Source organism: Achromobacter aegrifaciens, from assembly GCF_902859965.1.
In the GTDB taxonomy this organism is placed as follows: Bacteria; Pseudomonadota; Gammaproteobacteria; order Burkholderiales; family Burkholderiaceae_B; genus Achromobacter; species Achromobacter aegrifaciens.
The window spans coordinates 130,382-143,566 of sequence record NZ_CADIKO010000001.1; the positions used below are offsets into that span (position 1 = coordinate 130,382).

11 protein-coding genes are annotated in these 13,185 nt (G+C 67.1%); 9 read left to right on the plus strand and 2 right to left on the minus strand.

Annotated elements, in window-relative coordinates; genetic code table 11:
* Positions 1-61 precede the first annotated feature (61 nt).
* The 4 genes from HV793_RS00685 to HV793_RS00700 all read left to right on the plus strand — a co-directional run bounded on the left by HV793_RS00685 (position 62) and on the right by HV793_RS00700 (position 5,173).
* Entirely contained in the window at positions 62-1,396 is a 1,335-nt protein-coding gene (locus tag HV793_RS00685; RefSeq protein WP_175212478.1) for a PQQ-dependent sugar dehydrogenase, read from the plus strand.
* Between the two features lie 19 nt (positions 1,397-1,415).
* Positions 1,416-2,120 carry an SDR family oxidoreductase gene (locus HV793_RS00690; RefSeq protein WP_119449239.1) on the plus strand — a complete coding sequence of 235 codons (705 nt, stop codon included), beginning with the start codon at positions 1,416-1,418 and terminating at the stop codon, positions 2,118-2,120.
* A gap of 99 nt (positions 2,121-2,219) precedes the next feature.
* Positions 2,220-3,785: a DUF1800 domain-containing protein gene (locus HV793_RS00695; protein ID WP_175163728.1), complete on the plus strand. Its 1,566-nt coding sequence runs from the start codon at positions 2,220-2,222 to the stop codon at positions 3,783-3,785.
* Positions 3,782-5,173, plus strand: a complete 1,392-nt coding sequence (locus HV793_RS00700) for a DUF1501 domain-containing protein (RefSeq protein ID WP_054451598.1) — start codon at positions 3,782-3,784, stop codon at positions 5,171-5,173. The genes HV793_RS00695 and HV793_RS00700 overlap by 4 nt, the downstream gene beginning before the upstream one ends.
* Before the next feature lie 22 nt (positions 5,174-5,195).
* On the opposite strand, the gene HV793_RS00705 is transcribed toward HV793_RS00700, so the two are convergent.
* Positions 5,196-6,833 (minus strand): acyl-CoA synthetase, encoded by a 1,638-nt coding sequence (locus HV793_RS00705; RefSeq protein ID WP_119449237.1) that lies wholly within the window; start codon positions 6,831-6,833, stop codon positions 5,196-5,198.
* A 36-nt stretch (positions 6,834-6,869) separates the two neighbouring features.
* Positions 6,870-8,159 carry a hypothetical protein gene (locus HV793_RS00710; RefSeq protein ID WP_175212479.1) on the minus strand — a complete coding sequence of 430 codons (1,290 nt, stop codon included), beginning with the start codon at positions 8,157-8,159 and terminating at the stop codon, positions 6,870-6,872.
* Between the two features lie 101 nt (positions 8,160-8,260).
* Between HV793_RS00710 and HV793_RS00715 the strand changes: the two genes are divergently transcribed.
* The 5 genes from HV793_RS00715 (at position 8,261) to HV793_RS00735 (ending at position 13,185) form a co-directional block, all read left to right on the plus strand.
* Positions 8,261-9,106, plus strand: coding sequence for a GntR family transcriptional regulator (locus HV793_RS00715; protein ID WP_175212480.1), 846 nt, complete (start codon positions 8,261-8,263; stop codon positions 9,104-9,106).
* 73 nt (positions 9,107-9,179) lie between these two features.
* A complete protein-coding gene (locus HV793_RS00720; RefSeq protein WP_054451602.1) occupies positions 9,180-10,361 on the plus strand; it encodes an ABC transporter substrate-binding protein in 1,182 nt (393 codons plus the stop codon).
* 66 nt (positions 10,362-10,427) lie between these two features.
* Positions 10,428-11,357 (plus strand): ferritin-like domain-containing protein, encoded by a 930-nt coding sequence (locus HV793_RS00725; protein WP_119449233.1) that lies wholly within the window; start codon positions 10,428-10,430, stop codon positions 11,355-11,357.
* 17 nt (positions 11,358-11,374) lie between these two features.
* Positions 11,375-12,280, plus strand: coding sequence for a hypothetical protein (locus HV793_RS00730; RefSeq protein ID WP_054451604.1), 906 nt, complete (start codon positions 11,375-11,377; stop codon positions 12,278-12,280).
* Between the two features lie 26 nt (positions 12,281-12,306).
* Entirely contained in the window at positions 12,307-13,185 is an 879-nt protein-coding gene (locus HV793_RS00735) for a branched-chain amino acid ABC transporter permease (protein ID WP_244958559.1), read from the plus strand.

Sequence of the window (13,185 nt, forward strand, 5' to 3'; positions counted from 1 at the left end):
CGCGCCGGGGCTACGGAGGTCCAAGCGTATGATGGACCTCACCGCCCACGGAGCATGCGTCATGCCCACCCCCCGCATTCTGCTGGCCGCCGCGATGGCCGCCGCCACTCTCAACGCCTGCGGCGAAATGGCCACCTTGCCGGTCGAAGCCGGCATGGGCCCGTCGCCCCAACTGCCCGCCCCCAATCCCACCACCATACCCACCGTGAAGACGGCCAAGGCCGTGGGCTGGCCCGCGGGCGCACAGCCCGTCGCAGCCAACGGGCTGTCGGTAACGGCGTACGCCAGCGGCCTGGATCATCCGCGCTGGCTGTACGTGCTGCCCAACGGCGACGTGCTGGTGGCCGAGACCAACGCGCCGCCCAAGCCCGAGTCGGCTTCCGGCGGCTTCAAGGCCTGGGTCGCCGGCCTGGTGATGAAACGCGCCGGCGCCAGGACCCCCAGCGCAAACCGCATCACCCTGCTGCGCGATGCCGACCACGACGGCATCGCCGAAACGCGCAGCGTATTGCTCGACGGCCTGAACTCGCCCTTCGGCATGGCCTTGATCGGCAATCAGTTATACGTCGCCAACGCCGACGCCGTGCTGCGCTTTCCCTACGAAACCGGCCAGGAGCGGATCACCGCCCCCGGCGTGAAGGTCACCGACCTGCCTGCGGGCCTGAACCACCACTGGACCAAGAACCTGCTGGCCAGCCCCGACGGCAGCAAGCTGTACGCCTCTGTCGGCTCCAACAGCAATGTCGGCGAAAACGGCATGGACATCGAAGAGGGCCGCGCCGCCATCTGGGAAATCGACGTGGCCAGCGGCAACAAACGCCTGTACGCGACCGGCCTGCGCAACCCCGTGGGCATGGCCTGGGCGCCCGACGGCAAAACGCTGTGGACGGCCGTCAACGAGCGCGACGAACTGGGCAGCGACCTGGTGCCCGACTACATGACCTCGGTGCGGGACGGCGGTTTTTACGGCTGGCCCTACAGCTACTTCGGCCAGCACGTCGACAGCCGGGTCCAGCCGCCGCGTCCGGACCTGGTGACGCGCGCCATCGTGCCCGACTATGCGCTGGGCCCGCACACCGCCTCGCTGGGGCTGGCCTGGTCGGGCGGGTCGCGCCTGCCCGCGCCCTACACGGACGGCATGTTCGTGGGCCAGCATGGTTCGTGGAACCGCGATCCGCGCAGCGGCTACAAGGTCATCTTCGTGCCGTTTCGCGACGGCAAGCCCGACGGGCCGGCGCGCGACGTGCTGACGGGCTTTCTGAACGAAAGCGGCGAGGCCCAGGGACGGCCGGTAGGGGTGGCGATAGACCGCCAGGGCGGCCTGCTGACGGCCGACGACGTCGGCAATGTGGTGTGGCGGGTCGCTCCCGCTTCTACAATGACCGCTCCCAAATAATTCAAGACCAGGAGTGAGCATGAGCACGGAAAAAGTGGCAATCGTCACCGCCGGCGGCAGCGGCATGGGCGCGGCGGCGGCGCGCAAACTGGCGGCTGACGGCTGGCGCGTAGCCATCCTGTCCTCCTCCGGCAAGGGCGAGGCGCTGGCGCAGGAACTGGGCGGCCTGGGCGTCACGGGATCCAACCGCTCGCCCGAAGACCTGGCGAGGCTGGTGGACGCCACGCAGCAAAAATGGGGCAGGATCGATGCCGTGGTCAACAGCGCCGGCCACGGCCCCAAGGGCCCGCTGCTGGAGATCAGCGACGAGGACTGGCACCTGGGCATGGAGTTCTACCTGTTGAACGTGGTGCGCATCGCGCGCCTGGTCGCGCCGGTGATGAAGCAGCAGAAGTCCGGCGCCATCGTCAATATCTCGACCTACGCCACCTTCGAACCCGAAGCGCTGTTCCCGACCTCGGGCGTGTTCCGCGCCGGACTGGCCGCCTTCACCAAGGTGTTCGCCGACGAGTACGCCGAACACAACGTACGGATGAACAACGTGCTGCCGGGCTTCATCGACAGCCTGCCTGAAAAGGAAGACCGCCGCACGCGCATTCCGATGGGCCGCTACGGCACCGCCGAAGAAGTCGCCGACCTGATCGCGTTCCTCGCATCCGACGCTTCTTCCTACATCACCGGCCAGAACATCCGCATCGACGGCGGCATCACGCGTTCGGTCTGAAGCTCATGCTTTAGGACTAGTCTCTCGTCCGAATGACGGTATTGAAGCCTGCCCGGGGCTTCAGTACCGTAGGTTTTCGCATTCGACGAGGTGCCGCGCATGTCCGCTACGCCGTCAGCGGCTGCGCCGCAGTCCGCCGATACTTCCCACGCAAAACCGACCCCGGGCCAGGCCTCGCGTTTCCTGGCGCAGGCCACGTTCGGCCCCACGCCCGCCGAGATCGACGCCGTGGTGCGCGACGGCTACGCGGCCTGGCTGGACGCGCAGCTGGCCATGCCGCCGTCGCAGACCCACTTCGACTGGCTGCTGCAGCAGCGCAAGAACACCGAGGAGTTCAAGGGCAACGGCATCAACGCGCCCCTGGAATCCACGCTGTGGCGCAAGTTCATCTCGGCCCCGGATCAGGTCCGCACGCGGGTCGCGTTTGCGCTGTCGGAGATCTTCGTGGTGGGCGTATCGTCCATCACCGCATCCTGGCCATTGTTCGGCGCCGCGGGTTTCATGGACCTGCTGGCCGAGCATGCCCTGGGCAACTACCAGCAACTGCTGACGGCCGTCACGCGCAACCTGTCCATGGGCTGCATGCTGACCTATCGCGGCAACCGCAAGGAAGATCCCAAGACCGGCCGCCATCCCGACGAGAACTATGCCCGCGAAGTCATGCAGTTGTTCAGCATCGGGCTGCTGGAGCTGGAACCGGACGGCGCCAAAAGAATGGTCAACGGCGCGCCCGTGGAAACGTATACCAACGCGGACGTGCAGGGGCTGGCCAAGGTCTTCACCGGCTGGGACATCAACGGCCCCGAAACCGACGTCGAATTCCACCGCCGCCCCATGGCCTTGAACAATGCGCTGCACTCGCTGGCCGAGAAGCGCTTTCTGGGCGCGGTGGTGCCGGCAGGCACCGACGGCCATTTGTCGCTCAAGCGCGCCATGGAAGTGATCTGCGCCCATCCCAACGTGGGCCCCTTCATCGGCACGCAGCTGATCCAGCGGCTGGTCACCAGCAATCCCAGCCGCGCCTATGTCGCGCGCGTGTCGGCCGCCTTCAACGACGACGGCAGCGGCAAGCGCGGCAACCTGAAGGCCGTGGTGCGCGCCGTCCTGCTGGACCCGGAGGCGCGCAACCCCGACCTGGCCGCGCCCGGCTGGGGCAAGGTGCGCGAACCCATCGTGCGCTTCGCGGCCTGGGCGCGGGCTTTCGGGGCGACCTCCAACAACGGCGCCTGGGCCATGCCGGACACCACTGACAACACGATCCGGCTGGCCCAGAGCCCGATGCGATCCGCCAGCGTCTTCAATTTCTTCCGTCCGCGCTACGTGCCGCCGGTGACCGAGCTGGCGCGCAGGAACCTGGTGGCGCCGGAACTGCAGATCACCGATGAGACCAGCATTGCCGGCTACCTGAACTTCCTGGCCATCTATGTGGACCGGGGGTGGGAGGATCTGCAGACGCCCTATGCCGCCGAGATCGCGCTGGCGCAGGATCCGTCCGCGCTGGTGGCGCGGGTGGCGCTGCTGCTGGCGGGCGATGCCTATTCCGCCGAGACCGCCGGCAGCATCGCGCGCGCCGTGGCCACGATACCGGCGGGCCGGCCGCGCGACCGCGTGCGCGCCGCCATCATGCTGGTGGCCGCCAGCCCCGAATACCTGGTGCAGAAATGAAGAATTCCCGCCACGCCGCGCAAACCAGCCGCCGCGAATTCCTGCTGCGCGCCTGCGCTTTGGGCGCCACGGGCGCCGCCGCGCCACTGGCGCTGAACCTGGCGGCCCTGGGCGCGGCCGCGGCGCAATCAGCGCCAGCCTCCTCGTACAAGGCGCTGGTCTGCGTGTTCCTGTACGGCGGCAACGACCCCTACAACTCGCTGGTTCCCTACGACACGGCCGCCTACAAGGCCTATGCCCAGGCGCGCACCGACATCGCCCTGCCGCGCAACGCCCTGCAGGCCACGGCGCTGCGCGGCAAGGAACCCGCCTCCGGCGGCGCCCAGTTTGCGCTGGCCCCATCGCTGGCTCCGCTCAAGCCCTTGTATGAAAGCGGCGACATGGCAGTGCTGCTGAACATCGGTCCGCTGGTTGCGCCCACCTCCAAGCAGGAATACATAGGCGCGCGCGTGCCACTGCCGCCCAAGCTGTTTTCCCACAACGACCAGCAGTCGTACTGGCAGGCGCTGGCGCCGGAAGGCGCGGCGTCGGGCTGGGCCGGGAGGCTGACGGACCTGTTCGCGGACGCCAACGCGCAGCGCACCTTCACGGGCATCACCGCGGGCGGCAGTAGCGTGCTGTTGGCCGGACGCAAGATCGCCGGATACCGCGTGGGCATCAACGGCTCCACGCAGATAGACCTGCTGGGCCGCGACATGTATGGCTCCAGCGCCTGCACGGCCTTGCTGCGCCAGCTCATCACGCAGCCGCGCGAGCACCTGATGGAACGCGAGATGTCGCGCATCGCCGCGCAGTCCATCGACGCCGACGGGCGCCTGCGTGCAGCCCTCGCGGACGTGGCCGTGCCGGGCGAGTTCTCGTCCCCCCTGGCGCAGCAGCTGAAAATCGTCGCCCGCATCATCGCGGCGCGCCAGGCGCTGGGCGCACGCCGCCAGGTTTTCTTCGTCTCGCAGAACGGCTATGACAACCACGCCGGACTGAACGACACCCACCCCGCGCTGCTCAAGGAACTGGGCCAGGCGCTGGCCGCGTTCCAGCAGGCGCTTTCCGCGATAGGCGTGGCGGACCAGGTGACCACGTTCACGGCATCCGAATTCGGCCGCACCCTGGGCTCCAACGGCAACGGCTCCGACCACGGCTGGGGCTCGCATCACTTTGTACTGGGCGGCGCGGTCAAGGGCGGCCGCTACTACGGCAGCCATCCGGAAATCGCCCTGGACGGCCCCGGCTTCGTCGACAACGGCCGCCTCTTGCCGACCCTGGCCGTGGATCAGCTGGGCGCGTCCCTGGGCGGCTGGTTCGGCGCCAGCCGCGAGGATCTGGGGCTGGTGTTCCCCAATCTGCGGCGCTTTGATGCGCAGGCGCTGGACCTGCTGCCGCGCGCTTAGGGCCGCGCCGGCGGCGGCGAATTCACAGCTGCCGCGCCTGTTCGCGCAGCAGATACTTCTGGATCTTGCCCGTGGCGGTTTTGGGCAACGGGCCGAACACGAAAGTGCGCGGCACCTTGAAACCGGCCAGGCGGCCCCGGCAGAAGCTGGTCAGTTCTTCCGCCGTCGCGGCGCTGCCATCCTTCAGCGTGACGAAGGCGCAAGGCGTCTCGCCCCACTTGGCGTCCGGCCGCGCCACCACGGCGGCTTCCAATACGGCGGGATGCCCGTACAACGCATCCTCGACCTCGACGGTCGAGATGTTCTCTCCGCCTGATATCACGATGTCCTTGGCGCGGTCCTTGACCTGCAGATAGCCGTCGGGATGCACCACGGCCAGATCGCCGGTATGGAACCAGCCTCCGGCGAAGGCTTCCGCCGTGGCCTGCGGGTTCTTCAGATAGCCCTTCATGAGCGTGTTGCCGCGCATCATGATTTCGCCCACGGTGACGCCGTCCGGCGGCACGGGCGCCAGCGTGGCGGGATCCAGCACGCGGACCTGTTCCATCGTGTGCTTGCGCACGCCGATGCGGGCCTTCAGCGCAGCCTGCTCATCCAGCGGCAGATCGCTCCAGGCCTCGTGCCAGGCACAGCTGATCGACGGACCGTAGCTCTCCGTCAGGCCGTACAGATGCGTGACGTCTATGCCCAGTTCGTCCATCGCCGCGATGACGGCGGCCGGAGGCGGAGAGCCGCCGGTGAGCGCCTGCACCGGCCGGATCGCGCGCCGCTTGATTTCGGGCGGGCTGTTGATGAGCATGCCCAGCACCACCGGCGCGGCGCAGAAATAATCGACCCCATTCGCCTGGATGGCGTCGAAAATGGCGCCGGCCTCGACCCGCCGCAGGCAGACATTGGTTCCCGCCAGCAGCGCGATGGTCCAGGGAAAGCTCCAGCCATTGCAGTGGAACATCGGCAAGGTCCAGAGATACACCGCATGCTGGCGCATATCGCAGGCCAGGGCGTTGCCCATCGCATTCAGATAGGCGCCGCGATGGTGGTACAGCACGCCCTTGGGGCTGCCGGTGGTGCCGGAGGTGTAGTTCAGGCACAGCGACTGCCATTCGTCCGCCGGCCAGGGGAACCCGGCCGCCGCGTCGCCCGTCTCCAGCAGGGCTTCGTAGTTCATTTCCCCGAGCAGTTCGCCCGGCCCGCCGTATTCGGGATCGTCGATGTCCACCACGCGGATGCGCCTGCGGGTCTTGGCCAAGGCCTGCGCCATGACGGGCGCGTACTCCCGGTCCGTCAGCAGCACCACCGCGGCGCCATGATCCAGGATGAAGGACAGTGTTTCGGCGTCCAGCCGGGTGTTCAGGGCATTGAGCACCGCGCCCGCCATGGCGACCCCGAAATGGGCCTCGTACAGCGCCGGGATATTGGGCGCCATCACGGCCACCGTATCGCCGGGCCGCACCCCAAGGCGCGCCAGCCCGCTGGCCAGCCGGCGGCAGCGTGCATAGGTTTCGCGCCAGCTCTGGCGCAGCGCGCCATGGACGATGGCAGTGCGTTCCGGATAGACCTTCGCCGCGCGCTCGATGAAGGTCAGCGGCGAAAGCGCCAGATGGTTGGCGCTGTTGCGTTCGATATCCAGGACTTGCAGGTCGGGGGTGTCGGCGGGCATCGGAGTCTCACAGTAGCGAAACGCTCACCACGCCCTTCAGGCGTCGGCTGGCGGGGTCAGGCCGCGCAGCGTCGCGCGCAGCAGGGAATCGCTCAGGTCCGCATCCGCCTGCATCAAACGCTGCAGCAGGCGGTCAGGGCTGTCGCCGGGAGTCTCCAGATGCCAGCCATACAGGTGCAGCCCGTTCAGCAAATAGGCATCGTCCAGGCCTTCCAGCACGGCATGCCGGCGCGGCGCGCGCGCGGACGGCGGCAAGGCATTGTCGGCGCAGTCCGCGACGAGGATGGAAGTCGGCCTGGAAAAGTAATCCGCCACCCGCACGCGGGCCTCTTCCAGCCGGCGTAGCGCCGCGGCATCCAGAGGTTCATCCGCCAGCCGCACTTTGAGCAGCAGGTTGCGTTGATCGAGTTCAACGATGTGCAGGTCTTTCTCGACCCAGTCCGCATGCACTGGCGCGCTCTTGCGGCGGAAGACTTCCGCGGCCGCCAGCCCCGCTCCCAGGCCTTCGCCAGCTAGCAGCTGCTTGAAAAAGTCGCGCTCGGCCATGGCGCGGTCCAGTTCCTGCAATTCCAGGTCGAGCGCATGGCGCTCGCGCAGGCATTGCGCGCGACGGGCGTGCAATTGCTCGTCTGCCGGGCCGCGCTGCAGATCCAGCCACCCCGCCAGACGCACGCCGCTGCGCTGGCCCAGGCGTTCGATGCAGCGGCGCAGCTCCTGCAGAAACAGCGCCGCGCCCGCTTCGTCCTGCGCCAGATCCGGCGCCAGCGCCGGAAGCAGCAGCAGGCGGCCCGGCGGCTCACTGGCGTAGCTTGCCAGCGTCATGCCCTGGCCGTCCTCGAGTATGCCCGCGCCCGGCGCCTCGGCGAGAGTCGCGCAGGGCTGAAAACAGCGCGCGGCTTCGGTGAAGAGCGTGCGGAAAGGCTCGCCCGCCTGGCGCGGCAGCGCAGCGCCGTCGATCGGCTGGCTGCGCACCCGCCGCGGCCAGAGCGGATCGGACCAGTCGTAAGGAAGAATGTCCTGCAAGGTATGCACTCCCACCGTGCGCGGCGCGGGCACCAACGCCACCAGGGTGCCGCCCGCGGCCAGCAGGCGCTTGAATTGTTCGCGCCAATGGCGGCTGGTGGCCAGCAGCCATTCCGACGCGCCCACCCCCAGCACCGGCGGATCGGCGCGTTCGCAGGCCGCCTCCAGCGCGGGGTACAGGCCGGCGGGATTCCATATGAGCACGTCCGCCCGGTCCAGCGAGGCGGGCTGATCAAAGGACAGAACGGCATCCAGGCTGTGGGGCGGGAGCGCCAGCGCAAGGTCGAGCGTAGAAATATTCATATCGCTAATCCGTACTTGACTTTCGAAATCAATATATCATAAAGTCTAGTTAACTAGACAAATATACAAATCCTATATACATATTCCGGAAACCAGCTGTCATGTCCACTCTTACGAACGTCCGCAGCGAGTCCCCCGTCTCCAGCAGCCCCGTGGCGCTGGACCGCGACTCCCCTCTGCCGCTCTATGTGCAGATCAAGCGGCGCGTGCTGATGATGATCCTGAACTGGCAGCAGGAAAGCGACCGCTTCCACACCGACCACGAGCTGAGCGAACAATTCAACGTCAGCCGCATGACGGTGCGCCAGGCCATCCAGGAACTGGTGGACGAAGGCTATCTGCGGCGGGTCCGCGGTTCCGGCACCTTCGTCTGCGCCCCCAAGATCGACGAGCAGTTCAGCCCGGCCATGGACTTCATCGACCAGTGGTCCGCACACGGCCGTCCCCTCAGCCTGCGGGTGCTGCACTGCGCCCAGGAACCGGCCTCGGCCGCCGTGGCGCGCGAACTGGACGTGGCGCCCGGCACCCCGGTCTGGAGCATCCTGCGCCTGCGCACGGTCCAGCAGGTGCCGATCTCGATCGACTACCGCTATGTGCGCACCGACCGCATCCCGCACATCGACGCCCGCCAGGCCGAGGCGGGCTCCCTGCTGGAGCTGATCGGCCGCCAGGTCGAGCTGGCCTACGGCAACCTCAAGATCGAGGGCGGCGCGGTGCAGGCCGAACATGCCGATTACCTCAGCCTCCTGCCCGGCGACCCCGTCCTGACGCGGCACCTGGTGTATTTCGACAAGCAGGACCGGCCGGTCATGTCCGGCCTGTCGCATTACCGCGCGGACCAGGTCCGGTACTCGGTGCGCGTACCGCTGCAGAACGGCGCAGGCAAGACGGACCAGGTGTCGGACTCGCTCGAGTTCCGCAACCCCCCCGGCGTGGCGGAGGCCTAGCCGACTACGTTTTCGCTGTTCGTGGAAGTTGCTGCACCCCCTTAAATCCCGCATCAGGCACAGGAGTAGCACCATGACTTGCTTAAAGACGTTTCTGGAGTTCTCGCGCCGCGCGGCCATCGCGCTGCCGGCCGCCGCGCTGATGCTGGGCATGCACGCCGCCAGCGCGCAGGATACGGTGCGGATAGGATCCATCCTGTCCGTGACCGGTCCCGCCGCCTTCCTCGGCGAAGACATGAAGGCCGGCATGGAAATGGCCATCGACGACATCAATGCCGCCGGCGGCATCGGCGGCAAGAAAGTCGAATGGGTGTTCTACGACGCCGAAAGCCAGACCGCCAAGGCCATCAACGCCACCAAGCGGCTGCTGTCCCAGGACAAGGTGGACATCATTGTCGGCGGCGGCAACATGAGCGGCATCGCCATGGCCATGGTGCCGATGGTGGACAAGGCCGCCACGCCCTTCATTTCCACCGAAGGTTCGATGCAGATCGTGATGCCGGTGGCCGAACGCAAGTACGTGTTCAAGAGCACCGTGGACGACGACCAGGTGATCGACCGGGTGCTGGACTACTTCGACAAGAAAGGCATCAAGCGCGCCGCCCTGCTGGCCGACAACAGCGGCTTCGGCCAGAGCGCCGTCGAACAGATGAAGCGGCTTGCCGCCAAGCGCGGCATCGACATCACGTATGAATCCTTCAACCCCGCCGACACCGACCTGACCCCTCAGCTCACGCGCATCAAGAATGCGTCGGTGCAGGCCATCATCTGCTGGACCGTCACCCCGGCTGGCGTGGTGTTCATCAAGCAGGCGCAGCAGCTGGGCCTGGACAAGCTCACCCTGGTACACAGCTACGGTTTCGTCGACCAGCGCTACATGAAGCTGGCCGGCGACTCGGTCAAGGACCTGCTGCTGGTCAGCGTCAAGTTCCCGGTGGGCCAGGACCTGCCCGACGCCGACCCGATCAAGACGCGCATCGTGGACCTCAGCAAGCGCTTCGAGGCCCGCTACAAGCGCAAGCCCAACCAGTTCGTGGCCCAGACCTACGACGCCATCATGCTGGCACGCGCCGCCCTGGACAAGAGCGGCGGCGACAAGGAAAAGACCCGCGAACAGCTGACCGCCATCACCGGCTACCAGGGCGTGGGTGGGGTCTTCAATTTCTCGCCCCAGCGCCACTCGGGCCTGGATAAGGACGACATCGTCATGCTGGGCTACCGCGACGGGCAGTTCCGGCTGGCCGACTACAAGTAAAGCAGTTCCATCTCCGCAACCTCCACTCACGCGCGCCGCGGGCGCTGCAAACCAGGGAGTGCAGTCATGAACGTAGCAAGCGCCGAGCCGCGTACGATCCTGGACGATCCGGAAAGCATCTTTCCGCTGGACCTGGACACCCGGATCCCCAAGATCCGCGACCTCTACCACCTGGCAACGGTCAAGCAGTGGGACCCGCGCACCGACATCGACTGGCATCTGTTCGACGCCTCGCAGTACACGCCCGAGCAGCGCTACGCGGCCCGCCAGTACTGGAGCCGCCGGGCCTGGAGCGAATACGGCGCCATCTCGGAAAGCCCTGCCCTGCAGATCCGCTTCTGCCACGACAAGTGCGAACCCGACCTGCGGCTGTTCTTCACCATCCGCTCACAAGAGGAAAGCCGCCACGCCGAAGCCTGCTACCGCATGGCCGAAGCGCTGGGCGGCTACATGGAGCAGCCGGCCCAGGCCGCCTACCAGGGCTCCGTCGCCACCCATGGCGTGCGCAAGATGGCGCTGGATCCCGAGGTGTCGGTCGAGGCCATTCTCGCGGCGCTGGTCTGCGCCGCCGAGGAAATCGCATTCGACGTCTTCCGCCACCTGGTGGAAATCACCCGCGATCCCGTCGCCAAGCAGATCTGCGCCCGCATCATGCGCGACGAGGTTCGGCACTGCGCGTTCGGCTGGCGCTTTCTCGACCACCGCATTCCGCAGATGTCCGCCGCCGAAATCAAGGTGGTGGAAAACGCCGTGATCAACATGATGGAAAAGGTCGAGCTCAACGGCTATCACAGCGCATGGCTGGCGCCCGACAATCCGGCTTCTCGCGCCGAAATGGAAGTGGACCGACTCACCTGGGAAGCCGGCCTGGGTTCCACGGTCGAAGAACTGGAGAAGCCCCTGTTCGTTGAAACCGTGCAGCGCGTGCGCCGCCAGATGGAGCCTTGGGGCGTGCATCTGCCCCTGCTGCACCACCCGAAGATCGGCGAATTCTGAACGCGAGGAAACCCGACATGAACGCAGCCACGACAAGAATTCCCGTTGAGCGCCGCTTCCCGCTGACGCTCAAGCAGTCCATCACCTCGATCCGCGAACTTTACGAAACCGGCAAGCAGCAGCGCTGGGCGCCGGAGACCGATATTCCCTGGGCCAGCCTGGATCCAGGCGCCCTCGACGCGCAAGTCCGCGATGCGGCGCGCCTGACCTGGAGCCGCCGCGCCTGGGTGGAATACGCCGGCTTGAGCGAAACGCCGGCGCTGCTGGTGCGCCTGTGCCTGGAGAGCGGCCGCGAGTCCGACCCCAAGTACTTTCTCACCGTGCGCAACACCGAGGAAGCCTGGCAGATCGAGTGCTTCCACCGCTACGCCACCTTGCTGGGCGGCTACCTGAACCGCCCGCCCAGCCCGCAGCAGGAAGCCATCTTCAACCAATGCCGGCACCGCCAGGTACTGGATGCCGCCTGCCATGCCGACGCCTTCTTCACCACGCACGCCGCGGTGGAAGACGGCCTGGAGCTGGAACTGTTCCGGGCCTACCTGGAGAACGCCCGGGAACCCGTTGCGCGCCGCATCCTGGAACAGTGCGTGCAGGCCAAGGAGCGTCACGCCACCTTCGGCTGGCTCTATGTGGCCGAACGCGCCGCGGCCTGGTCCGACGCCGACCGCGCCGCCGTGGCGCAGGCCGTGTCGGGCTATCTGAACGAGGTCGAACTGCGCGGCTACCACTGCCCCTGGCTGGCAGAGCCCGACGGCGCCGAAAGCCGTGCCAACGCGCTGACGGCCGAAGCGGGCCTGGGCGCTGCGTCCGCAGACCGGGAGTATGAGGTCCTGTGGTCGTACCTGGAGACGGTGACGCGGCGCCTGGCCGAGTTCGGCGTCGAACTGCCCGGCATCGCGCTCACCTCGCGCCGTCCCAACTGAGCCGGCGCCGGGGCTTCGCCATGGACATGTCCGCGCAAATCATCCAACTGCTGGTCGCCGGCATCACCACCGGCAGCATCTACGCCATCGTGGCGGTGGGATTCAACGTCATATTCAAGAGCACCGACGCCATCAACTTCGCCCAGGGCGAATGGGTCATGATGGGCGGCATGGTGGCGGCCGCCTGTTATGCGGTCGCCGAACTGCCGCTCTGGCTGTCCTGTCTGGCGGCGGTGGCCCTGGTGGCCTTGGCGGGCGGTCTGTCCGAACGCCTGGTGATCCATCCGCTGAAAAGGCCCGCGCCCCTGCTGGTGACGCTGCTCAGCATCGGCCTGGCCATCTGTACCAAAAGCCTGGTGATGCTGGGGCTGGGCAAAACGCCGATGGGCTATCCCGCATTCTCGGGCGACACGCCGGTGCCGCTGGCGGGCGCGCAGATTCCGCCGCAGAGCTTCTGGGTGATGGGGGTGGCGCTGCTCTTCATGCTGGGCACGCATTTCTTCTTCGAACGCACCCTGCTGGGCAAGACCCTGCGCGCGACCGCCATCGACCGAGACGCCGCCGCGTTGGTCGGCATCAACGTGCGGCGCTCGGTGACGGTGGCCTTCGTGCTCGCGGCTCTGGCCGGCGGCATCGCAGGCGTGATCATCGCGCCGCTGACCTTCACCTCCTATGACCACGGCACCATGCTCGGCTTCAAGGGCTTCAGCGCGGCCATGCTGGGCGGGCTGGGCAGTTTGCAGGGCGCCTTGCTTGGCGGCGTGCTGCTGGGCGTGATCGAGGCGCTGGGAGGCGGCTTGATTTCCTCGCAATACAAGGACGCGCTGTCCTTCATCGTGCTGTTGCTGGTGCTGTTCTACCGTCCCCAGGGCTTGCTGGGCAAAGCCGAAATCAACAAGGTCTGA

Excerpts from the sequence above, each read along its gene's own strand:
- HV793_RS00685 (WP_175212478.1), top strand. The coding sequence starts at position 62 with ATGCCCACCCCCCGCATTCTGCTGGCCGCCGCGATGGCCGCCGCCACT.
- HV793_RS00690 (WP_119449239.1), top strand. The coding sequence starts at position 1,416 with ATGAGCACGGAAAAAGTGGCAATCGTCACCGCCGGCGGCAGCGGCATG.
- HV793_RS00695 (WP_175163728.1), top strand. The coding sequence starts at position 2,220 with ATGTCCGCTACGCCGTCAGCGGCTGCGCCGCAGTCCGCCGATACTTCC.
- HV793_RS00700 (WP_054451598.1), top strand. The coding sequence starts at position 3,782 with ATGAAGAATTCCCGCCACGCCGCGCAAACCAGCCGCCGCGAATTCCTG.
- HV793_RS00705 (WP_119449237.1), bottom strand. The coding sequence starts at position 6,833 with ATGCCCGCCGACACCCCCGACCTGCAAGTCCTGGATATCGAACGCAAC.
- HV793_RS00710 (WP_175212479.1), bottom strand. The coding sequence starts at position 8,159 with ATGAATATTTCTACGCTCGACCTTGCGCTGGCGCTCCCGCCCCACAGC.
- HV793_RS00715 (WP_175212480.1), top strand. The coding sequence starts at position 8,261 with ATGTCCACTCTTACGAACGTCCGCAGCGAGTCCCCCGTCTCCAGCAGC.
- HV793_RS00720 (WP_054451602.1), top strand. The coding sequence starts at position 9,180 with ATGACTTGCTTAAAGACGTTTCTGGAGTTCTCGCGCCGCGCGGCCATC.
- HV793_RS00725 (WP_119449233.1), top strand. The coding sequence starts at position 10,428 with ATGAACGTAGCAAGCGCCGAGCCGCGTACGATCCTGGACGATCCGGAA.
- HV793_RS00730 (WP_054451604.1), top strand. The coding sequence starts at position 11,375 with ATGAACGCAGCCACGACAAGAATTCCCGTTGAGCGCCGCTTCCCGCTG.
- HV793_RS00735 (WP_244958559.1), top strand. The coding sequence starts at position 12,307 with ATGTCCGCGCAAATCATCCAACTGCTGGTCGCCGGCATCACCACCGGC.